The 22,791-nt window shown below is 43.5% G+C and carries 16 protein-coding genes and 1 pseudogene; 14 read left to right on the top strand and 3 right to left on the bottom strand.

Annotated elements, in window-relative coordinates; all coding sequences use genetic code 11:
* Positions 1-15 precede the first annotated feature (15 nt).
* Positions 16-147, top strand: a pseudogene (locus tag DWW10_RS26295) (helix-turn-helix transcriptional regulator); the annotation flags it as partial.
* A gap of 92 nt (positions 148-239) precedes the next feature.
* The gene (locus tag DWW10_RS00500; RefSeq protein ID WP_022393935.1) at positions 240-1,361 is read left to right on the top strand and encodes an ATP-binding protein; all 1,122 of its coding nucleotides are present in this window, start codon (positions 240-242) and stop codon (positions 1,359-1,361) included.
* Positions 1,362-1,426: 65 nt separating this feature from the next.
* Here the strand turns inward: DWW10_RS00500 and DWW10_RS00495 are convergent, their stop codons facing one another.
* The gene (locus DWW10_RS00495; protein ID WP_022393936.1) at positions 1,427-2,407 is read right to left on the bottom strand and encodes an ROK family protein; all 981 of its coding nucleotides are present in this window, start codon (positions 2,405-2,407) and stop codon (positions 1,427-1,429) included.
* Between the two features lie 177 nt (positions 2,408-2,584).
* Here DWW10_RS00495 and DWW10_RS00490 point away from each other — a divergent pair, with 177 nt between their 5' ends.
* The 9 genes from DWW10_RS00490 (at position 2,585) to DWW10_RS00445 (ending at position 15,339) form a co-directional block, all read left to right on the top strand.
* A complete protein-coding gene (locus DWW10_RS00490) occupies positions 2,585-3,301 on the top strand; it encodes an ABC transporter ATP-binding protein (RefSeq protein ID WP_118221901.1) in 717 nt (238 codons plus the stop codon).
* A 100-nt stretch (positions 3,302-3,401) separates the two neighbouring features.
* Positions 3,402-4,661 carry an ABC transporter permease gene (locus tag DWW10_RS00485; protein ID WP_022393938.1) on the top strand — a complete coding sequence of 420 codons (1,260 nt, stop codon included), beginning with the start codon at positions 3,402-3,404 and terminating at the stop codon, positions 4,659-4,661.
* A gap of 59 nt (positions 4,662-4,720) precedes the next feature.
* Positions 4,721-5,965: an ABC transporter permease gene (locus DWW10_RS00480; protein WP_022393939.1), complete on the top strand. Its 1,245-nt coding sequence runs from the start codon at positions 4,721-4,723 to the stop codon at positions 5,963-5,965.
* 99 nt (positions 5,966-6,064) lie between these two features.
* Complete coding sequence (locus DWW10_RS00475; RefSeq protein WP_022393940.1) at positions 6,065-7,165, top strand: efflux RND transporter periplasmic adaptor subunit; 1,101 nt, start codon at positions 6,065-6,067, stop codon at positions 7,163-7,165.
* A gap of 42 nt (positions 7,166-7,207) precedes the next feature.
* Positions 7,208-8,536 (top strand): TolC family protein, encoded by a 1,329-nt coding sequence (locus DWW10_RS00470; RefSeq protein ID WP_118221759.1) that lies wholly within the window; start codon positions 7,208-7,210, stop codon positions 8,534-8,536.
* 75 nt (positions 8,537-8,611) lie between these two features.
* The gene (locus tag DWW10_RS00465) at positions 8,612-9,505 is read left to right on the top strand and encodes a glycosyltransferase family A protein (protein ID WP_022393942.1); all 894 of its coding nucleotides are present in this window, start codon (positions 8,612-8,614) and stop codon (positions 9,503-9,505) included.
* On the top strand, positions 9,502-10,599 hold the full coding sequence (locus DWW10_RS00460; protein WP_022393943.1) for a glycosyltransferase: 1,098 nt from the start codon (positions 9,502-9,504) through the stop codon (positions 10,597-10,599). The genes DWW10_RS00465 and DWW10_RS00460 overlap by 4 nt, the downstream gene beginning before the upstream one ends.
* 383 nt (positions 10,600-10,982) lie before the next feature.
* Entirely contained in the window at positions 10,983-12,542 is a 1,560-nt protein-coding gene (locus DWW10_RS00450) for a glycoside hydrolase family 43 protein (RefSeq protein ID WP_022393944.1), read from the top strand.
* Between the two features lie 37 nt (positions 12,543-12,579).
* The gene (locus tag DWW10_RS00445) at positions 12,580-15,339 is read left to right on the top strand and encodes an endo-1,4-beta-xylanase (protein ID WP_022393945.1); all 2,760 of its coding nucleotides are present in this window, start codon (positions 12,580-12,582) and stop codon (positions 15,337-15,339) included.
* On the opposite strand, the gene DWW10_RS00440 is transcribed toward DWW10_RS00445, so the two are convergent.
* On the bottom strand, positions 15,336-16,478 hold the full coding sequence (locus tag DWW10_RS00440; RefSeq protein WP_022393946.1) for a DegT/DnrJ/EryC1/StrS family aminotransferase: 1,143 nt from the start codon (positions 16,476-16,478) through the stop codon (positions 15,336-15,338). The two genes, DWW10_RS00445 and DWW10_RS00440, sit on opposite strands and share 4 nt — an antisense overlap.
* Positions 16,475-17,440, bottom strand: a complete 966-nt coding sequence (locus tag DWW10_RS00435; RefSeq protein WP_022393947.1) for a GNAT family N-acetyltransferase — start codon at positions 17,438-17,440, stop codon at positions 16,475-16,477. Before DWW10_RS00435 ends, DWW10_RS00440 begins: the two co-directional genes overlap by 4 nt.
* A 462-nt stretch (positions 17,441-17,902) precedes the next feature.
* Between DWW10_RS00435 and DWW10_RS00430 the strand changes: the two genes are divergently transcribed.
* The 3 genes from DWW10_RS00430 to DWW10_RS00420 are packed head-to-tail and all read left to right on the top strand — an operon-like array spanning position 17,903 to position 22,669.
* Positions 17,903-18,676, top strand: a complete 774-nt coding sequence (locus DWW10_RS00430; protein WP_022393948.1) for a 5'-nucleotidase C-terminal domain-containing protein — start codon at positions 17,903-17,905, stop codon at positions 18,674-18,676.
* A gap of 53 nt (positions 18,677-18,729) precedes the next feature.
* Entirely contained in the window at positions 18,730-19,632 is a 903-nt protein-coding gene (locus tag DWW10_RS00425) for a bifunctional metallophosphatase/5'-nucleotidase (protein ID WP_022393949.1), read from the top strand.
* 34 nt (positions 19,633-19,666) lie between these two features.
* Complete coding sequence (locus DWW10_RS00420) at positions 19,667-22,669, top strand: serine hydrolase domain-containing protein (RefSeq protein ID WP_022393950.1); 3,003 nt, start codon at positions 19,667-19,669, stop codon at positions 22,667-22,669.
* Positions 22,670-22,791: the final 122 nt, after the last annotated feature.

Below are 22,791 nucleotides of genomic sequence, written 5' to 3'. Positions count from 1 at the left end.
TTTCTCTTTCTTTCGCTGTGCAATAAAGCGATTGCTGCTCTTTTTAATATTACTCCTAAGTCGGTATTGAAGACGAAGCAGCGCATTAAGAATAAAATCGGTTTGTCGGGTAAGGATAGTTTGGACCGGTATGTACGGCAATGCTGATATAATTACTGTTTTTTCGATTGTAACCGAAAAAATAAGGTGAATTTTTCGGTTGCAATCGAAAATTTATATCTTTGTAGAAAAAAGTGGCTATGTTTAAACGGGAAATTCAGAAATCAATTCTTGCTGATTTCAAACGCAAGAAAGTAATTGTATTGTTAGGGGCAAGACAGGTTGGTAAAACAACCCTTTTGTTGTCATTAAAATCTGATAAAGAAAAGGTGCTATTACTGAATTGTGATAATATTGATGATAGACTATCACTTGAAGAGCGTACGTCAACTGAATTGAAATATTTATTCTCGTCTTATGATATGGCTTTTATTGATGAAGCGCAGCGAGTAAAAAACATCGGATTGACTTTGAAAATGATAGGTGATCTAAAGTTAGATACACAGATTGTTGTCACTGGCTCTTCTTCGTTTGACATGGCAAATGAAATCAATGAACCAGCCACCGGGCGTTTGATAGAATATAACCTTTATCCTTTCTCCTTGGCCGAGTTGGCTGCTGATACTTCAGAGCGAGAGGAAAAACGATTGTTAGAGAATAGATTGATTTATGGCTTATACCCCGAAGTGGTAACGGAGCCGGCGGATGCCAAAAGAACATTGATGTCTCTTACTAACAATTATCTGTATAAAGATTTGTTTTCTTATAAGGGTTTGAAAAAGCCTGATGTTATTCAAAAACTTGTTAGAGCTTTGGCTTTACAGTTAGGAAGTGAAGTCTCTTACAATGAACTAAGTAATCTGTTGGGAATAGATAAAGAGACCGTTGAAAACTATATATGTCTTCTGGAAAAATGCTTTGTTGTATTCAGGCTGGAGTCTTTCAGTCGAAATCTGAGGAATGAAATAAAAAAAGGAAAGAAAATATATTTTTATGATAATGGAATCAGAAATGCTGTGATTTCTAATTTTGCTCCTTTGGAACTGAGAACGGATGTCGGTGCATTATGGGAAAATTTGATGGTTAGCGAGCGAGTGAAATATAATGCCTATTCGGGAAGTTTCGCGCAACTTTATTTTTGGCGTACGCACGACCAGAAAGAAATAGACCTTATTGAAGAGCAGGATGGAATATTAAAAACATTCGAGTTTAAGTGGAATACTAAGGCTAAAAGTAAACAACCTAAAGTATTTACGGAAAGCTACCCAAACTCAGTTTATGAAATAATTACACCTGAAAGCTTTTGGAGTTTTGTGAAATAACAAATCCTCCTTTCCCGTTTTACCGGCAAAAGGAGGATTCTACTTAAAATTATGATGGACTATTTTTACTTCAAGTCTCTTAGTTCCCAGCCCAATGCACTGGCACCTAATACAGCAGCATCAGAATCTTTCAATTCAGACATCAACAGCTTGGCTTTACCTTTATAGATATTCAGCACATTGTCATCGATAGCTTTCTGGATAGGTTTGAAGATATAATCTCCGGATTTAGCCAATCCACCAAACAGGATGATAGCTTCGGGGCTGGAGAATGCAATAGCATCTGCTATAGCTTCACCCAGAATATTACCTGTAAAGTTAAAGATATCTTGTGCAAGTTTGTCACCTTGAACGGCTGCATCGTATACATCCTTAGACGTGATACTTTCAGCAGGAATAGAACGAAGCAAACTTGGCTCAGTACGTGCAGTCAGGAATTCACGGGCTGTACGAGCTACACCGGTAGCCGAACAGTAAGTTTCCAGACAGCCGTGACGTCCGCATCCGCAGAGACGACCATTCTCGCGACGTATGATGACGTGGCCTAATTCTCCGGCAAAACCATCGTGACCATAAACCATCTGTCCGTTGATAACGATACCGCTACCTACACCTGTACCCAGAGTGATCATGATGAAATCTTTCATACCACGTGCAGCACCGTAAGTCATTTCACCGATAGCTGCGGCGTTGGCATCGTTGGTCAATGCAGTCGGGATACCCAGACGTTCCTCAAACATGGCTGCCAAAGGAATTACACCTTTCCAGGGCAAGTTAGGGGCAAATTCAATAGTACCGCTGTAGTAGTTACCGTTGGGAGCACCAATACCGATACCTTTAATTTTGTCTACGCCACCGTTGGCAATAATCAAAGGCAACAGATTTTTGCAGACTTCGTCTACATAATTATCTACCTGTTCGTGAGCGCCGGTTTTGATGGAACCGCTTGCAATAATAGTTCCGCGTGCATCCACAATGCCAAAGACGGTGTTTGTTCCGCCTATGTCAATACCTACTACGTAGGGTTTTTCCATGCTTGAATTCATGATATTAATGTTTTGTTTAAAGGGTTAGTTAATTAGTTTTATGGTTACAAATTACACAAAGAAAAATGATACTTCAAAATCTTTTTGAAAAAAAGTTCACCCCATTTGCAACTTTTCGTAACATTGCTGCGTCTAATAGTGAAAATTAATAAGAAACAGACTAAAACAGAGAGATCCGTGATACAGCTGAAAGACATTAACAAGACCTACAACAACGGGGCACCCCTACATGTGCTCAAAGGCATCAACCTCGAGATTAAACGGGGGGAGTTCGTTTCCATTATGGGAGCTTCGGGTTCCGGTAAATCCACTTTACTGAATATATTAGGTATTCTGGATAATTATGATACCGGTGAGTATTATCTGAATGGTACGCTGATCAAAAATCTCAGTGAGACCAAGGCGGCTGAATACCGGAATCGTATGATTGGGTTCATCTTCCAGTCTTTTAACTTGATTTCTTTTAAAAATGCAGTGGAGAATGTGGCGCTACCCCTTTTCTATCAGGGAGTGAGCCGTCGCAAGCGCAATGCTTTGGCACTGGAATATCTGGATCGCCTGGGGTTGAAAGATTGGGCGCATCACATGCCGAACGAAATGTCCGGTGGACAGAAACAGCGTGTTGCCATTGCCCGTGCTCTTATCACTCAGCCGCAGATTATCCTGGCTGACGAACCTACCGGTGCCCTTGATAGTAAGACTTCCGTGGAAGTTATGCAGATTCTTAAAGATTTGCACAAGACAGGTATGACTATTGTGGTGGTTACGCATGAAAGCGGTGTAGCCAATCAGACGGATAAGATTATTCATATTAAGGATGGTATTATCGGCAGTATTGAAGAAAATCATAATCATGATGCTTCTCCATTCGGAAAAGACGGATTTATGAAATAAAAGAATGTACAATGTACAATTTACAACGTACAATTGAGGCCTCGCCAACATTCCGGAAGGCAAATTGTAAATTGTAAATTGTCAAATAGTAAATGAATATATGTTTGATATTTGGCAAGAAATATACGGAACCATCAAGCGGAACAAATTGCGTACGTTCCTCACAGGATTTGCCGTGGCATGGGGCATATTTATGCTTATCGTGTTGCTGGGTGCCGGAAATGGTATCATCCATGCTTTCGACCAATCTTCCTCGGAACGTGCATTGAACTCTATCCGCATTTTTCCGGGATGGACTTCCAAGCCTTATGCGGGATTGAAGGAGGGGCGTCGTGTCCGTTTGGAAAATAATGATCTGGAAGCTACCGAAAAGTATTTCCCGGATTATGTAATCAGTGCCGGTGCTACCGTACGGCAGAGTAGTGTAAATGTCAGCTTTGGGCAGGAGTATGTCAATATCTCCCTTTTAGGAGTGCATCCTAATTATACGGAGGTAGAGACAGTGAAGACTGCGGACGGACGTTTTATCAACCAGAATGACTTGAAGGAGCGCCGGAAAGTTATGGTTATACATAAGAAAACTGCTGAGATTTTATTTGGCAAGACTCATACTGAGCCTATCGGGCAGTTTGTGAATGCAAGTGGAGTGGCTTATCAGGTCGTTGGTATCTATAATGACCAGGGAGACCGTGAAGCCAGCGAGGCTTATATCCCTTTCTCTACTTTGCAGACCATCTATAATAAAGGCGAACAGCTGAATAATATCATCTTTACGACTAAGAATCTGGAAACGATAGAGAGCAATGAAATTTTTGAGGCGAACTATCGTAGGGTAATTGGTGCCAGTCGTCGTTTTGATCCTCAGGACAACAGTGCTATCTGGATATGGAACCGCTTCACGGATTATATGCGTACACAGAATGCAATGGGAATGTTGCGTACGGCTATCTGGGTAATTGGTATCTTTACTTTGCTGAGCGGTATTGTAGGTGTTTCGAACATCATGTTGATTACAGTGAAAGAACGTACTCGTGAATTCGGTATTCGTAAGGCTCTTGGAGCGAAGCCGTTTTCTATTCTTTGGCTGATTATTGTGGAGAGTGTTACTATTACTACTTTATTTGGATATATAGGTATGGTGGCCGGCATTGCCGTCACGGAATGGATGAACTCGGCCTTCGGTAACCAGACTATGGATGCGGGAATGTTCCAGCAAACCATGTTCTCGAATCCGACTGTAGACTTAAGTGTTGCCATTCAGGCCACGCTTACCTTGATTATTGCGGGTACGCTGGCAGGATTCTTCCCTGCAAGGAAGGCGGTAAGCATCAGTCCGATAGAAGCATTGAGAGCGGATTAGTGGCTAACGATGAATATAAAGTATGAATCACTAATCACTAAACATTAATCACTATTAACATGAGAATAGATATAGACTCTTGTGAGGAAATCCTCATCACGATTACAAGAAACAAGACGCGAAGCTTGCTGACGGCATTCGGTGTATTCTGGGGCATCTTTATGCTGGTGGCACTCATTGGTGGTGGCCAGGGGATGCAACAGGCTATGAGTTCCCAATTCGAAGGCTTTGCCACGAACTCGGCTTTTCTGGTTTCGCAGAAGACGGGGGAAGCGTATAAAGGTTTCCGTAAAGGACGCTGGTGGAATCTGGAGCTTTCTGACATTGAACGCTTGCGTGCCGGAGTGAATGAAATAGATGTCATTACTCCTTCTATAGCCTACTGGGGAAGAACTGCGATCCATGGAGATAAGAAATATGAATGTAGTGTAAAGGGATTATATCCCGAATATGAGCATATAGAGCATCAGGAAATGGCTTACGGACGCTTCATCAATGACGTGGATATCAAGGAGGCACGTAAGGTTTGTACGATTGGCAAACGCGTGTATGAAAGTTTGTTTCGTCCGGGAGAAGATCCCTGTGGAAAGTATATCCGGGTAGATGGTATTTATTATCAGGTGGTCGGTATGTGTTCGTCCGAGGGGAATATGAATATTCAGGGACAAGCTTCAGAGGCTATTACATTGCCTTATACTACTATGAAGCAGGCATACAATCTGGGAAATCGGATTCATGTGGTTTGTTTTACGGTGAAACCGGGTATCAAGGTAACGGATATTCAGGATAAGGTGGAACGCATTGTGAAAGCGGCTCACTACATATCTCCGGATGATAAGCAGGCAGTAATGATGCTGAATGCAGAGGCTATGTTCTCTATGGTAGATAATCTGATGACAGGTGTCCGGATTTTGATCTGGATGGTAGGTCTGGGTACTTTATTTGCCGGAGCAATTGGCGTATCGAACATTATGATGGTGACGGTGCGCGAACGTACTACGGAAATCGGTATTCGACGCGCTATTGGAGCACGTCCACGGGATATTCTGCAACAGATTCTTTCGGAGAGTATGGTGCTGACCACGATTGCAGGTATGGCGGGTATTTCTTTTGCCGTATTGGTGCTGCAAGTATTGGAGGCTGCTGCCAATGATCCGGGACATATAACTACGCATTACCAGGTTTCATTCGGATTGGCTATCGGTACATGTGCGTTGCTGATAGGTCTGGGGGTACTTGCAGGGCTGGCTCCCGCTTATCGTGCCATGGCGATCAAGCCTATCGAGGCTATCAGGGATGAATAATAATTATAAATTATAAATTAATAATTAAAAATGGAAGGGCCTGCGGGGTGTGGGCGGGATATAAAAATAGAAATAAAGAAACAATAATATAATAATAGTATGAAAAAGTATCTGAAAATCGCATTGTTGGTAGTTGTAGCTGCCATTTTCATCTTCACGTTTGTGTTCCTTTACCAGAAGTCAAAACCGAAGATTACGGTTTATGAGACAATTACTCCGGCGGTAGCTGACTTGGAGAAAACAACGGTGGCAACCGGAAAGGTGGAACCGAGAGACGAGATCCTTATCAAGCCTCAGATATCGGGTATCATTGACGAGCTGTATAAAGAAGCAGGACAAACGATACGTAAGGGTGAAGTGATTGCTAAAGTGAAAGTAATTCCCGAACTGGGTACGCTGAACTCTGCCGAGAGCCGTGTGCGTTTGGCTGAACTCAATGCGAAGCAGGGTGAAACAGACTTCTCCCGTGTAGAGAAGCTGTTTGAAGACAAGTTGGTTAGCCGTGAGGACTATGAAAAAGCTGAGGTTAGTGTGAAACAGGCACGTGAGGAGTTGCAAACAGCTAAGGATAATCTGGAAATTGTGAAGGAAGGTATTACAAAGAACAGTGCTTCTTTTTCAAGTACACTGATCCGCTCTACAATCGACGGCTTGATTCTGGATGTACCTGTAAAGGCCGGTAACTCGGTGATTATGAGTAATACATTCAATGATGGTACTACAATCGCTACGGTTGCTAACATGAACGACCTCATCTTTAGAGGTAAGATTGACGAAACGGAAGTAGGACGTGTGCATGAAGGAATGCCGGTGAAGCTGACAATCGGTGCTTTGCAGAATCTTTCATTCGATGCTATATTGGAATATATTTCTCCAAAGGGGGTAGAGGAGAATGGTGCTAATCAGTTTGAAATAAAAGCGGCTATCCAGGTACCGGATACGGTGATGATCCGTTCGGGATATTCTGCTAATGCAGAAATCGTACTGGAACGTGCGCAAAAGGCACTTACTTTGCCTGAAAGTACAATCGAATTCAGTGGAGACAGCACATTCGTATATGTGATGACGGATAGCGTGCCTGCCCAGAAGTTTGAACGTAAAGAAGTGAAAGTTGGCATGAGTGACGGTATCAAGATTGTTATCAAAGACGGTGTAGACGGTAAGTCTAAAGTGCGTGGTGCAGAGAAGAAGGATAAATAAAAACCGTTGGAGTAACCTTGTATAATTCAATAATAACAGATTATGAAGAAGAACTTAATAATGGGATGCATGGCTATTTTGGCTGTTTCAGTACAGGCCCAGGAGGGCTGGACGCTGCGCCAGTGCATCGACTACGCTATAGAACATAATATTAGCATCCGCCGGACTGCTAACTCTGCGGAACAGAGTGCCGTGAGTGTGAACACGGCTAAATGGGCACGCCTGCCGAATCTGAATGGTAGTGCCGGGCAAAGCTGGAACTGGGGACGTACGCAGACGGCTGTAAAGAATGAAGCCACTGGTGATTATTCTACGGTTTATGTCAATACAAGTAGTAACAGCACCAGTATGTCTGTGTCTACCAGTGTTCCCTTATTTTCCGGTCTGGAAATTCCCAATCAGTATGCTTTGTCTAAATTGAATCTGAAAGCGGCTATTGCGGATTTGGAAAAGGCTAAGGAGGATATTTCCATTAATATAGCTTCTGCGTATTTGCAGGTGCTGTTCGATCAGGAACTATATCAGGTAGCCATCAGTCAGGTGGCATTGAGTAAAGAACAGTTGGCACGTATTGCACGTCTTGCCGAACTGGGTAAAGCATCTCCTGCCGAGGTTGCTGAGGCTAAGGCTCGCGTGGCACAAGATGAGATGAAAGCTGTTCAGGCAGATAATAACTACCAGCTTGCTTTGCTTGATCTTAGCCAGCTTATAGAGTTGGAAACTCCGGAAGGATTCTCTTTATCAGCTCCTGCGGTAAGATTGGACCTGCTTCCTCTTACTCCGCCGGATGAGGTTTATCAGACAGCATTGACAAGTAAGGCTGCTGTTCAGGCTGCAAAATATCGTCTGGAAGGTAGTGAACACAGTATTCGTATTGCTCAGAGTGCTTTTTATCCTAAATTGAATCTGAATGGTAGTCTCGGTACGAATTATTATTCTACTCTCGATCGTAATTTCAGTCAGCAGATGCGGGATAACTTTAGCAAGTACGTAGGACTCAGTCTTAGTGTGCCTATCTTTAACCGTTTTGCCACTCGCAATCGTGTACGTACAGCCCGCTTGCAGCAGGAGAATTATTCTTTGCAGTTGGACGATGTAAAGAAGACGCTCTATAAGGAAATACAGCAGGCATGGTACAATGCATTGGCTTCTGAGAGCAAATACACCAGTAGCAGTACAGCTACCAATGCCAGTGCGGAGTCTTTCAAGTTGATGAGTGAAAAGTACGACAATGGTAAAGCAACCGCTGTAGAGTATAACGAAGCGAAACAGAATCTGATGAAGGCCCAATCTGATGAATTGCAGGCTAAATATGAATATCTGTTCCGTACAAAGATATTGGACTTCTATAAAGGAATACCGATTGAATAACTTTTTTAGTGTCTTTCTCTTGAAAATCCTTCTCCGGCTGTAAGGCTGGGGGAGGATTTTCTGTATATTTGCTGCATGAGTCCTTTTATCAGTATAGTTATCCCCTTTTACGGTACGGCAGACCCGGTGCTGTTGCAACGTTGTCTTTATTCCATTCGCCAGCAAGGGATGGAAGAGGGAAGCTATGAGATAATTGTGGCGGATGACAATGGAAAAGGATTAGGTGGGGCACGTAATCAGGGCATCCGTCAGGCAACGGGTACCTATCTGATGTTTGTAGATGCGGATGATTATCTTTTCCAAAATCTATCCTATTGCTTTTCTTATCTCTTGAAATATACGCCGGATATTTGTTCTTTTCAGATGTGTGAGGTTAATCGGGCTGGTGTTATACCTCGATCTTTTAACTATAAATGGGAGGTTTATGGGTCAGGCGCCGAATATATGAGTAAGAATAACTTTATGGGTACTGCCTGGAGGCATTTCTTTAGTCGTAGCTTTCTAAATATTCATGGATTGGTATTTGCCGAGTCGTGTTTTCATGAAGATGAAGATTTTGTGGCAAAAGCATATTGTTTGGCATCGACTACTCTCATTACTGATTATCCGGTTTATGCCTATTTTAGAAGTTCCTCTTCTATTATTCACGAAAGAGCTTTGCAAGTACGTTTAAAGAGATTGAATGATTTCCAGGGAATGATTTCCAGGGTAAGAAACTTATTATGTTCCCTTGAAAGTGATGAGAAGATTATTCCCATGCAGGTAAAGGCCTTACGGCGGCGCCTGAATTTCCTTACGATTGATTATATCCGTCAGATGCGGCGCAATAAATGTGGTGTCAGAGAGATAAATCATCGGATGAGTATTTTAAAAGCGGAAGGGTTGTTACCTTTGTCTGATGAGTGGTATTCCTGGAAGTATGGTTTAGTATATCCTGTTGTCAATGCTTATACCCGTTTGTTTATATGAGAATCTTGTTACTTGGAGAATATAGTGGATTACATTGGAGCCTTGCTGCTGGGCTTCGGGCATTGGGACATGAAGTTTGTGTTGCTTCCGATGGCTGCGGCTGGAAAAATTATCCGCGTGATATAGCTTTGGATCGTCCTACGAATAGTTTATACGATGGGATTTCTTGTCTTTTACGTATTTTGCGCCATTTGCCAAGTTTTCGTAATTATGATGTTGTTCAACTGATTAGCCCCTATTTCTTGCATTTGCGTAGTGAGCGTACTTTGCCTGTTTACCACTATCTGCGCAGATTCAATGGCAAAGTCTTTTTAGGTGCTTTCGGAACTGATTATTATTATATCCGTGCCTGCATGGAGACTGATACTTATCGCTACTCTGATTTTAAAACCGGTAACTGCTATCGTGATACCGATTTCAATAAAATGACTCTTCAGGATTGGTATTATGGGGGAGCCGCTCGTGCTACCCGCACTATTGCCGAAAGTTGCAATGGTATAATGGCTTGCCTGTGGGAGTATTACGTTGCTTATCAGCCTCTTTTCCCGGAGAAGACAGCATTCGTACCTTTACCGATCAATCTGCATGAAATCGTTTCGCATATTCGCACTGTGCCGGAGAAACTGAACTTCTTTATTGGTATCCAGAACTTTAAAGATACTGTGAAAGGTACCGATGTTATGCTGCCTGTTCTACGGGAAGTACAGCATAAATATCCCGATCTTTGCCAGATTACCGAAGTGCATGATGTGCCTTATGCCCGTTATCAGCAATTGATGGATGATGCGGATGTGCAGTTAGACCAGTTGTATTCATATACTCCCTCTATGAACTCACTGCTTGCCATGGCAAAAGGAGTTACCGTTGTGGGAGGTGGTGAACCGGAAAACTATGAAATCTTAAATGAAACGGAGCTTCGCCCCATTATCAATGTCTTGCCTGAGGAACAGGACATTTACCGGAAACTGGAAGAGGTTGTTCTTCATAAAGAACGCATTCCGGAACTTTCTGCGCAAAGTGTAGAATACGTAGCCAAACATCACGATCATATCAAAGTAGCCCGGCAATACCTTGATTTTTGGGAGCAACATTAATGCCCTTTAGAACTCATCATTTGTTTCACGGCATGGAACTGTTTGTTCCAAGCAATGAAACTGTTTGTTTCAAGTAATGAAACTACTTGTTTCACGCCGAGAAACTGTTTGTTTCATGCCTTGAAACTTTTCATTTCAGGTAGTGAAACAATTACCTTCTGCTTTTCTTCTTTTCATAGCCCGTATTTGCCCCTGAATACCTTCTGTACCCCTTTGATGTAACATGAGTGAAAGAAAATGAAATGTTACTGCGAAAGATGTAATATCAACGAAAGTTTGTGTAAAATAATTGTAGGTGCCTTTTGATATCTATGCTGTATATTTGCTGCGGGGAGATTTCCCTGCGAAAGAAACAAGCAAAGAAATATCAAAAAAGAAATAGTATGCAAAGACGTTTTTATCTTTTCTTGCTGGCAACCATTATATATAGTTGCACAGCTCTGGGCCAGGGAAGCTCAGCCGGAAATCCGGTGATTTATGCCGATGTACCCGATATGTCGATGATTCGGGTAGGAGATACTTACTATATGAGTAGCACGACCATGCACATGGCTCCGGGAGTTCCCATTATGAAGTCGAAAGACCTTGTGAACTGGGAATTAGTGAATTATTGCTATGATATTCTGGCTGATGTGGATGCACTGAACCTGAATAATGGAAAAAATGCTTATGGAAGCGGAACATGGGCAAGCTGTATTCGCTATCATAATAATATGTATTATGTATCGACCTTCTCCAGCACTACCGGGAAGACCTATATATATGCTACGGAAGATATAGAAAAAGGCCCTTGGAAAACAATCACGTTTACTCCCTCTTATCATGATCATACTGTTTTCTTTGATGATGATGGACGCGTTTATATAATCTGGGGTGGTGGTAAACTGCGGATAGCTGAGTTGAAACCCGATTTGTCCGGCATCAAGGAAGGGACCGAACGTATTTTTATAGAGAATGCCAGTGCTCCGTCAGGGGATAATGTCGGTTTGCCGGCCGAAGGCTCACAGCTGTTTAAGGTGAATGGAAAGTATTACCTGTTCAACATCACCTGGCCCAAAGGTGGAATGCGTACGGTGGTTATTCATCGCGCCGATCATATAAACGGGCCTTGGGAGGGCAGAGTGGCCTTGCAGGATAAAGGTGTTGCCCAGGGAGGTTTGATAGATACGCCTGATGGCAGATGGTTTGCTTATCTTTTCCGTGATAATGGTGCGGTAGGTCGTATTCCTTATCTTGTTCCGGTGAAATGGGAAGAAGGTTGGCCGGTTCTTGGTATAGACGGGAAAGTGCCGGAGAGGTTGGAACTTCCGGTAAGTAAGGGATTGATACCGGGCATCGTGGCTTCGGATGAGTTTACACGCAAGAAGAAAGAGGCGGCTTTGCCATTGGTTTGGCAGTGGAATCACAATCCGGACAATTCCCTTTGGTCGGTTAGTGAACGAAAAGGGTATCTGCGCCTTAAAACCGGACGGGTGGATGCTGATTTCCTGTCTGCACGAAATACATTGACGCAGCGAACGGTTGGTCCGGTATGTTCGGGAACCACTTCTGTGGATGTATCTAATATGAAAGAGGGAGATTTTGCAGGTCTTGCACTTCTTCAGAAAAAATATGGGTTCGTAGGTGTGAAGTATGAAAATGGGGTAAAGAAGATTGTAATGGTAAGTGCGCAGACTGATAAGCCGGAAGAGGTGGAAAGTCTGCCACTGAACCAGACAGTGATATTCCTGAAAGCTGAATGCGACTTTACGGATCTGAAAGATATAGCCAGTTTCTACTATAGTCTGGATGGCAAGAAGTGGATTAAAATAGGCAGTCAGCTTAAAATGGCCTATACCCTCCCACATTTTATGGGGTATCGTTTCGGACTTTTCAACTATGCAACAAAGGCAGCCGGAGGATATGTGGACTTTGACTATTTCCGTATCAGCGATAAGAAATAAAGCGATTCGTAATTATAAATCGATAATTTATATAGAAATGAGAAAGATGAAATCGATGCTTTCTGTGGGGAAGCGCATCATTTTGTTGTCAGTTTGTATGGCAATGTTTTCAGTAACAGGATTTAGCCAGGGAGCTAAAGGTAAAAAGGTGAAGGGTGCTCCGGTATTCTCGCAGGTGGTCTATCAGGGCAATGATCTGGTGTACAGTGAGAATCCTCTGTCGCCTGGTGAGTTTTATAACCCTATTCTGCAGGGTTGCTATCCCGATCCTTCCATAACACGGAAAGGGGATGACTATTTTCTGGTGTGTTCATCATTTGCCATGTTTCCCGGTGTGCCTATTTTCCACTCGAAAGATTTGGTGAACTGGACGCAGATCGGCCATGTACTGGACCGTACTTCACAGTTGAAAGTACAGGATACGGGTATTAGTGCGGGTGTGTATGCTCCGGCCATCAAGTATAATCCCAATAATGATACTTTCTATATGATTACGACCCAGTTTGCCGGTGATTTTGGAAATATCATAGTAAAATCGAAAGATCCTTTCAAAGGATGGAGCGATCCTATTAGATTGAAATTTAATGGGATCGACCCGTCTATTTTCTTTGATGACAATGGTAAGGCATACGTGGTTCATAACGATGGGCCGAAGAAAAGCGAAGAACTCTATAACGGACACCGCGTTATCAAGATCTGGGAGTATGATGTAGAGAACGATCAGGTGATTCCCGGTACGGATCAGGTTATTGTAAACGGGGGCGTGGATTTATCCAAAAAGCCTATCTGGATTGAGGCTCCCCATATCTATAAGAAAGACGGACGCTACTATCTGATGTGTGCCGAAGGTGGTACGGGTGGCTGGCATAGTGAAGTTATCTTTGTGAGTGATAACCCGAAAGGTCCCTTTATTCCGGCTCCGAGCAATCCTATCTTGAGCCAGAGATATTTGGATCATAACCGGAAGAACAGGGTAGATTGGGCGGGACATGCTGATTTGGTAGAGGGACCTGATGGCAAGTACTACGGTGTATTCCTGGCTATCCGCCCCAATGAAAAGGGTAGAGTGAATATCGGGCGGGAGACATTTATCCTACCGGTAGACTGGTCGGGGGAATTCCCGGTCTTTGAAAACGGACTTATCCCGATGGAGCCAAAGCTGAAGACTCCTGCAGGTGTTGAAAATAAAACCGGGAAAGACGGCTATTTCCCTAACGGTAATTTTACGTTTACCGAAAACTTCACATCTCCGCAACTGGATTACCGCTGGATTGGTTTGAGAGGTCCTCGTGAAGAATTTATTTCAATTCTGAAGGACGGAGGATTACAAATCACCCCGTTCCCGGTAAACATAAAAGAAGTGAAACCAACCTCGACGCTTTTCTACAGACAGCAGCATAATAACTTCTCATTTACTACTACCTTGAACTATACTCCGAAAACGGAGAAAGACCTGGCAGGTATCACTTGTGTGCAGAGTGAAAATTTTAATTATGTTTTCGGTCTGATGAAGCAAGATAAAGATTTCCATATGGTGCTGGCGAAAACTGAAAAAGGCAATACCCGCCTTCTTGCAAGTGCAAAGGTGGATGTGAAGAATCCAATCCGGTTGCAGGTGAAAGGTGTAGGGGATAATTATGACTTTAGTTATTCGCTGGATGGAACTAACTTCGTGCTGCTGGGTAACACCGTGTCCGGTGATATTCTTTCAACCAATGTTGCCGGTGGCTTTACCGGTTGTCTGATAGGTTTGCATGCAACTTCTGCCAATGATATTCGAGTGAATAATCTAAAGGATGCCTATGCTGATTATTTCACTATAGGATGTGCGGTGAATATGGCGAATTTTAATTCACCTCAACAGATAGCATTGATTACTTCTAACTTCAACAGCATCACTGCGGAGAATGATATGAAACCTCAACCCACACAGCCTGCAGAGGGAAAATGGAACTGGGAAAATGCCGATAAGATTGCTAACTTCGCGCGTGCCCATAAGATTGGACTTCGGGGACATTGTCTGGTTTGGCATGCTCAGACCGGAGATTGGATGTTCCATGATGAAAAAGGTGATTTAGTTTCAAAGGAAGTGTTGTTTGAGAGAATGAGAACTCATATTCACACTATCGTCAATCGTTATAAAGATGTGGTTTATGCATGGGATGTGGTGAACGAAGCAATGACAGATGATGCGAAAGCGGAGATTCCTTACCGTCAGTCTCTCTATTACAAGATTGCAGGTGATGAGTTTATTAAAAAGGCTTTTGAGTATGCTCATGAAGCGGACCCTAAAGCATTGCTTTTCTATAATGATTATAATGAAACGAATCCTGCCAAGCGCGATCGTATCTATAATATGGTTAAGAGTATGAAGGCTGAAGGAATACCCATTTCCGGTATCGGAATGCAAGGACACTACAATGTTCTTTCTCCTACGGAAGATGAGTTCAGAAAGGCTCTCGAACTTTATTCACAAGTGGTTGATAATATTCATATTACTGAATTGGATGTTCGTATCAACACTCGGGAACAAGGCGGACAGCTCAGTGTAAATCAGGAGGGTAAGAAGTTGGAACTGACTCCTGAGGCGGATGCGGCACAAGTGGCCCAGTATGATATGTTGTTCCGGGTGATGCGTGATTATAAGCATGTGATTAGTAACGTAACTTTCTGGAATGTGTATGATGGCGATTCATGGTTGGATCGTCGTTGGGGGAATCGTCAGCGTAATTATCCGCTTCTGTTTGATGAGAACCTGTTACCGAAGTCTTCATATTATAAGGTGCTGACTTTCTAAATAAAGGCGTTGATGCGGTTTATTATATGCTCTGTCTCTTCATTCGTGAGTAATGGAGAGATGGGGAGACTTAACTCCTCATTATGGATACGTTCTGTAATGGGGAGTTGTTGCATTCCATATTCCTTTTTCAGCGCTTCCTGGCGATGAGGTGGAATGGGATAATGAATCTGAGTAGAAATACCGCATTGGGTCAGATAACGTTGCAATTCATTCCGGCGGGGAGAAAAGACGGGGAAGATGTGGAAGACATTGGCTTCATTAATATGATCCGTATGGACAGTACTTTGTAATCCCAAGCGTCGCCAGTCAATATTTTCTTTATAGGATTGTGCTATCTCCCTCCTTCGGGCATTATCTTTATCTAAGCGAGATAACTTTATGGAAAGAACTGCTGCCTGTAATTCGTCCAATCGGCTGTTTATGCCTTGGTACAGATGAACATATTTTTCTGTAGAACCGTAATTGGCAATGGAACGTGCGGTGGTGGCAAGTTCGGCATCATGGGTGGTTATGGCACCACCGTCTCCCAAGGCACCCAGGTTTTTGGCCGGATAGAAGCTGAAGGCTGCGGCATCACTTAAATTACCGGCTCGCAAAGCTGGGCTTCCTTTTCCCGGTAAGCCTTTGTTCCAGATGGCACCATGTGCCTGTGCGGCATCTTCTATGATTTTTAGTCCGTAGCGGGTAGCCAGATCGTATATTCCTTGCATATCTGCTAAACGTCCATATAGATGAACCGGTAATATGGCACGTGTACGAGGGGTAATCAGTGATTCTGCATAGATGATGTCTATGTTGCATGTTTCAAAGGCAGGTTCACAAAGCACCGGTTTCAGTCCGGCACGGAGGATAGAGAGTATGGTTGCGATATATGTATTGGCAGGGACGATTATTTCATCTCCGGCATCCATGACTCCCAGTTCACGATAAGCAAGAAATATTAATGTAAGAGCATCCAGACCATTTCCCGTACTTACACAATGAACTGTACCGCAGTAGGCTGCGAATTCTTGTTCAAAACGGGCCGTCGCCTCTCCATACAGGTACCATCCCGAATGGGAAACACGTAGTAAGGCATTCGACAGTTCAGGCTCAAAGGAAGCATTGATCTTTTGCAGGTCTAAATACTTTATCATAATTTCAATTCGTAAACGTCATACATGATTGCTCTTGCACCGAAACCTTCCTTCTGGAAAAGTAATCCTTCATTCAATATTTGTCCGCCTTGTTCGGTGGAAATGCCGAAGTCAAAGTAACGCTTTTGTCCGTAGCGGCTATATATCAGTTGGTGAAAAAGCAGGTCGAGTGCTCCGCATTTCTTTCCTTGTGTGGAAGCGGCGATGTATTGCACGTGGGCCACTTCGTCGGTTTCATATACTACACAGCCGCCCAGTGTTTCAGTTCCGTCGCATATCCGGAAAAGGGAAATCTGACGGGGAAAGTTTTTGTGCAGTCGGGTGATTTCTTCCAGTGAATGTACCGGGGCAACACAATATCGTTCATGTAGGTTTTCTTCCAATATTGACCAGAAAGAGGCGAAGTCCTCGTCTTCTGTGATTGTCAGTGCACAGGCCTGTGCTTTTTTTAATTGGCGACGGCGCAGGGTGCGGAAAGGCAGACGGTCGTCCAGTGGAATTACGGATGAGATGCTACGTGCTGTAAGTTGTGCGCCCAGGCGAACGAGGATATATAAATCTTCTTCCGCCGGATAGCGGTGATAAATGTGCGGAATAGCCCGATATACTATTGATTGTACACCGCACTCCGTATGTAAATAATTCAGGGCGGTGCAGAATGCACTTTTTGCTTGCATTAAGGTGATAGAGGCGGAGAGGAGTATTCCGCCATAAGTCAGTCCCTGATGGGAATAAAAACAATCACCGGAAAGGTTGCCGGGGAGTAAGGCTGTTAATTTCTGGTTACAATAAATCAGCAGGGAACAATCATGGAAACGCTCGGCATGATAGTCCATATAGTCGCGTTGCAGCATGAATGTACCGTTTTTGGAACGGCGCACGAAGCGGTCCCAGCGTTCCTTTTCTTCTGCCGAGTAGCGGGCTATGTGCCAGTTCTGATCGGTTACTGTGCTTATTCCCATGTACTTATCTGTCTTTTATATTACTTCTGGAGTTCAAATATAGGTATATCTACCTGATAAATAACGTAAGTCTTGGCGGTTTATTATCAACCCCACACGGTAACTTCATTTACACGCCGAAGTAAAGCTCGTTACATGCCGAGGTAAAGCCCGTTACAATAAGCGGTAAAGGCTGTTACATGCTGCAGTAAATGCTTTTACATCTTGCGGTAAGTTGTCGGTAAATGCTATTGGTTGATTATCAGTATGCTAACAATGAATTTACCAGCAATCTTTAATTCATTACTGTACCGAAACACTTTACTTCAACCTACGGGTGAAAATAATCCTTTTTTATATAGAACTTTCCGGGAATTAAAAAATATGCCTGAAAATGAAGAGGTATCTTCTTTTTTTCTTCTATTGAGGTGTGATGAAAAAGGACTATTCGTTATATTTGTAGCAATTTAAAAAACAAACGAAATGAAAAGAATGACTTTGAAATTTATCCCTGCCGTACTTTTGGTAGCTGTATTCTTGCTAAGCTCTTGTAGTTCTGCATATAAGGTGACGAAGGCGGAGGGTACGATGGTGGCGGTCGACTCTACCTGGGATGTAAATCCTGATGCTGAAGCGATGGCATTGCTTGCTCCCTATAAGGCGAAGGTTGACAGTATCATGCTCCGTGTGGTAGGTACTGCAGAAGTAAGCATGGACAAAGGAGCGCCCGAAAGTCTGCTTTCTAATCTGGTAGCGGATGTTCTACGTAATGCAGCCGGACAAGTATTGGGTAAGCCTGCCGATATGGGATTAATAAATATGGGTGGCTTGCGTAATGTATTGACTGAAGGTCCTATTACCTGCGAAAATATTTATGAGATATTGCCTTTCGAAAATTCTCTTTGTGTATTGACCATGAAAGGAGTTTATCTGAAAGAATTGTTCAATAATATTGCAGCATGTCACGGTCAAGGTGTCAGTGGGATGCAGCTTCTGATAACAAAAGACGGAAAACTATTGGAAGGCACGGTTGCAGGCCGTCCGATAGAGGATGAACAGCTTTATACAATTGCTACCATTGATTACCTGGCAGACGGAAACGATGGTATGACTGCCCTGCCGCAAGCAGAGAAACGTGAATGTCCGGATGGGGCTACTTTGCGTGGTTTGTTTATGGACTATGTGGAACAACAGACTGCTGCCGGAAAGAAGATTACTTCCCGTATGGAAGGCAGGATAACTGTGAAAGATGAGTAATCCGGGTTCTGCAAGAGCATAAATTATAAATCATAAATCATAAATCATAAATTATGAAACGATATATTCTTTTATTGATGGCAGTTTGCTGCCTATTTCCGGTATCTGCACAGCAATCGACCAAAGAGATACCTGTAGAACCTCTCTGCCTGGTAGCTCCTGACTCTGCCCAGAAAACCAAACAACTGGTGATTCTGCAAACAAGTGATACGCACAGTCGTATTGAGCCCATTGCTGTGAATGCTGCCGACCGCTATGCCGGTATGGGTGGAACGGTGCGCCGGGCTACCTTTATTAAGGAAGCGCGTAAAATAAATCCCAACCTGTTGCTGTTTGATTGCGGAGACATTTCTCAAGGAACTCCTTACTACAATTTGTTTCAGGGAGAAGTCGAAGTAAAGATGATGAACCTTATGGGTTATGATGCCATGACGATAGGTAATCATGAATTTGATTTCGGTTTGGAAAATATGGCACGCTTGTTCCGCATGGCAAACTTCCCGGTGGTATGTTCCAACTATGATGTAACAGGTACGGTGCTGGAAGGTCTGGTGAAACCCTATACTACCTTTAACCGCAATGGGTTGAAGATAGGTGTATTCGGTCTTGCTCCGAAGATGGAAGGGTTGGTGCAGGCTGATAAATGTGAAGGTGTGGTTTATAATGATCCGATAGAAGTAGCACAGAAAATGGCGGATTTGCTGAAGAATGAGGAAGGTTGTGATGTGGTCATTTGCTTGTCGCACCTCGGTTATCAACTTAAAAATGCTCCTTGTGACGAAGAACTGGCACAGAAAACGAATCATATCGATGCCATTCTGGGTGGACATACTCATACCTTTATGAAAGAACCGGCTGTTTACTTGAATAAAGACGGTCAGAATGTACCTGTGATGCATACCGGAAAAAGTGGAATTTACGTTGGTATGTTGAAACTAACACTTGCGGAAGAATAAATATCCCAATCATCTAAGTAATAAATAGTAAAAAATGAAGAGACCTATTCTCTTATTGTTTGCTGCCCTTTTGTGGGGTGGCACAGGATTGCTTCATGCCCAGGCAGAAGCGCCTTTTCTTCCTTCAGCGGCAGATGCCCGTTGCAAACAGTGGGTAGATTCTGTATATTCCGGTTTGAACCTGCAGGAAAAAGTTGGACAGTTGATTGTTACCACCTTTCCAGCCAAAGTGGATAAACAGAAGAAGAAACAGATACGCGATCTGGTTAAGAAATATAAGATAGGAGGTCTGCTGTTTGCCGAAGGTACACCGGAAGAGCAGGCTATACTGACGAATATTGCCCAGAAGAATTCTAAAGTTCCCGTTATGATTACTTTCGATGGTGAATGGGGACTCTCTATGCGCCTGGAAGGTACGCCTTATTTCCCGAAGAATGCTGCACTTGGCTGTATTGAAGACAACCATCTGATTTATGAATACGGGCGTGAAGTGGCACGGGAATTTCGTGAGCTGGGTGTTCATGTGAATTTTGCACCGGATGCGGATGTCAATACCAATCCTTTGAACCCGGTGATCCATGTACGCTCTTTCGGGGAAGACCCGAAGAAGGTGGCTGAAAAGGTGGTCGCTTATAGCCGTGGACTGGAGAGTGGCGGTGTGTTGTCCGTGAGCAAACACTTCCCCGGACACGGAGATACGGATGTGGACTCGCATAAAGGATTACCGTCACTATATTATAACCGCGAACGCCTGGATAGTGTGGAACTGTATCCTTTCAAAGAAATGATACGTGCCGGCTTGGGTGGGGTGATGGTTGGTCATCTGCAGGTACCTGTGCTGGAACCGGATGCTATCACGGCTTCTTCACTTTCCGGAAATGTGGTGACCGGATTATTGAAAAATGAAATGGGATTCCAGGGGCTGGTGTTTACGGATGCACTGGATATGAAGGGAGTTTCATCTGTGCCCCAGGTTACTACAAAGGCCTTGCTTGCAGGAAATGATATGGTGCTGGTGCAGTATAATACTGAAAATGCTGTGCAGGAGGTATTGAATGCGGTGAAAGACGGTGTTCTTTCGGAGAAGGTTGTGGAAGAGAAATGCCGTAAGATACTTACTTATAAATATCTGTTGGGCTTACGTCAGCCGCGTCCTCAGTTGCAGGTTAGCGGAATGAGTTATCGTATCCATACGGATGAAGCCAAGGCGCTGGTAACGCGACTTCGCCAGGCTGCTGTTACGGTGCTGGGTAATCATTTTGGAGTATTACCGTTGACATCTGTTGACAACGCTCCGATTGCACTGCTGAGTGTGGTAGAAGGTAAAGATAGCATTTTCATTGCTGAAATGAAGAAATTATCTCCTGTTCCTGTGGAGTGTTTCCATTTGACGAGGGAGATGAGCGGAGATGAACGCCGTGAACTGGCACGCAAACTGGCGAATTATCGTCGGGTTGTAATCAGCATATCAGGTAAAGATACAGATGCACTTGCTTATGCCGATTTTCTGGCAGGATTGAATTTGCACGCCCCCATCGTATATGCTTTCTTTACGTCCTATCGTGCGATGCAACCTTTAGTTCCGGCTTTGAATCAAGCCAGTGCTGTAGTGTTGGGGCATTCGTCGGAAGCGGATATTCAGCAATATGTAGCGGGTGTGATATTTGCTAAAGTCCCTGCTCAGGGAAAGCTTTCCATGAGTATCGGTAACCTCTATCAGGCCGGTGAGGGAAGTATGATTACTCCGGGGATGAAACCGGGACATATTATTCCTGAAGATTTGGGAATGAAGTCTAATGAGTTGCATCGTATCGATGCGATTGTCAAGGGTGGATTGGCTTCCGGAGCCTATCCAGGTTGTCAAGTGCTGGTGTTGAAAGATGGTCAGACGGTATATGATAAGTGTTTCGGTACTCATTCTGATAAAGACACCACTGCTGTACGCCCTACAGATATGTTCGACCTTGCTTCTTTGACGAAGACTACTGCAACACTGCTTGCCGTGATGAAACTTTATGATACGGGTAAGTTGAAGCTGACGGATAAAGCGTCCCAGTATTTGCCAATCTTGCGAAATACTAATAAGAAGAATGTTACAATAAAGGATTTGCTTCTTCATGAATCCGGTCTGCCTCCTTATATTCGTTTTTATCTGGAGGCCATTGACCCGAATTCGGTGCATGGACCGTATGCTCAAAGTTGGGTGGATGAGTGGCATCGCACGCAGGTCAGTGAACATAGCTATTATTGCTCAAACTTCAAGTTTAAGAAAGGCTTGGTCGCTGAAAAAGAATCATCTACTTACAACTTGCATGTAGCTGACAAAATGTGGCTGAACAAGAACTTCAAGAATACCATCTTGCAAAAGATTGCCCGGTGTGATATGGACAGTAAGCGGTATGTGTACAGTGATCTTGGTTTTATCCTATTGCAGCAGGTGGTGGAGGCTATAGTTAAGTTGCCAATGGACCTTTATCTGGCTAAAGAGTTTTATGCACCTATGGGGTTGCAACGTACCATGTATCTGCCCTTATTAAGGTACTCCAAACAAGAGATTATGCCTACGGCCGCAAATGATTTCCTGCGCCGTCAGGATTTATGCGGCTATGTGCACGATGAGACTGCCGCTTGTATGGGTGGCATTTCCGGTAATGCAGGTTTGTTCTCTACAGCTACGGAAGTTGCGAAGATATACCAGATGATGCTGAATGGGGGGGAATGGAATGGCAAACGTTATTTGAGTGAGGCGACTTGCCGTTTGTTCATTACGGAGACCTCTGCCATCAGTCGCAGAGGATTGGGTTTTGACAAACCTAACTTGAAGGATTTGAAGAACAGTCCTTGTGCTCCTTCGGCTACCAATACCGTTTACGGACATACCGGTTTTACGGGTACCTGTGCCTGGGTGGATCCTGAACATGGAACGGTGTATGTTTTCCTCAGCAACCGTCTGTGTCCCAATGTGTGGAATACAAAACTGACTGAGATGAATATCCGTACAAATATACAAGAAGCGATTTATAAAAGCCTGAAATAGTCTGGGCATAGAAATACAGGAGACACGGGAAATACAGCGTTTTTTACTAATTAGTCCAAAAAACTCTGTATTTTCCGTGTCTTTGTGTTCGAAATACTATAACTTTGGTAGCCTTAATGCAT

Source organism: Bacteroides intestinalis (assembly GCF_003464595.1).
Lineage (GTDB): Bacteria > Bacteroidota > Bacteroidia > Bacteroidales > Bacteroidaceae > Bacteroides > Bacteroides intestinalis_A.
The sequence above is the reverse complement of the archived record's forward strand: the minus strand, read 5'-3'. Positions and strand labels throughout refer to the sequence as shown.

Excerpts from the sequence above, each read along its gene's own strand:
- DWW10_RS00440 (WP_022393946.1), bottom strand. The coding sequence starts at position 16,478 with ATGATAAAGTATTTAGACCTGCAAAAGATCAATGCTTCCTTTGAGCCT.
- DWW10_RS00500 (WP_022393935.1), top strand. The coding sequence starts at position 240 with ATGTTTAAACGGGAAATTCAGAAATCAATTCTTGCTGATTTCAAACGC.
- DWW10_RS00470 (WP_118221759.1), top strand. The coding sequence starts at position 7,208 with ATGAAGAAGAACTTAATAATGGGATGCATGGCTATTTTGGCTGTTTCA.
- DWW10_RS00420 (WP_022393950.1), top strand. The coding sequence starts at position 19,667 with ATGAAGAGACCTATTCTCTTATTGTTTGCTGCCCTTTTGTGGGGTGGC.
- DWW10_RS00430 (WP_022393948.1), top strand. The coding sequence starts at position 17,903 with ATGAAAAGAATGACTTTGAAATTTATCCCTGCCGTACTTTTGGTAGCT.
- DWW10_RS00480 (WP_022393939.1), top strand. The coding sequence starts at position 4,721 with ATGAGAATAGATATAGACTCTTGTGAGGAAATCCTCATCACGATTACA.
- DWW10_RS00465 (WP_022393942.1), top strand. The coding sequence starts at position 8,612 with ATGAGTCCTTTTATCAGTATAGTTATCCCCTTTTACGGTACGGCAGAC.
- DWW10_RS00460 (WP_022393943.1), top strand. The coding sequence starts at position 9,502 with ATGAGAATCTTGTTACTTGGAGAATATAGTGGATTACATTGGAGCCTT.
- DWW10_RS00475 (WP_022393940.1), top strand. The coding sequence starts at position 6,065 with ATGAAAAAGTATCTGAAAATCGCATTGTTGGTAGTTGTAGCTGCCATT.
- DWW10_RS00450 (WP_022393944.1), top strand. The coding sequence starts at position 10,983 with ATGCAAAGACGTTTTTATCTTTTCTTGCTGGCAACCATTATATATAGT.
- DWW10_RS00495 (WP_022393936.1), bottom strand. The coding sequence starts at position 2,407 with ATGAATTCAAGCATGGAAAAACCCTACGTAGTAGGTATTGACATAGGC.
- DWW10_RS00425 (WP_022393949.1), top strand. The coding sequence starts at position 18,730 with ATGAAACGATATATTCTTTTATTGATGGCAGTTTGCTGCCTATTTCCG.
- DWW10_RS00435 (WP_022393947.1), bottom strand. The coding sequence starts at position 17,440 with ATGGGAATAAGCACAGTAACCGATCAGAACTGGCACATAGCCCGCTAC.
- DWW10_RS00445 (WP_022393945.1), top strand. The coding sequence starts at position 12,580 with ATGAGAAAGATGAAATCGATGCTTTCTGTGGGGAAGCGCATCATTTTG.
- DWW10_RS00485 (WP_022393938.1), top strand. The coding sequence starts at position 3,402 with ATGTTTGATATTTGGCAAGAAATATACGGAACCATCAAGCGGAACAAA.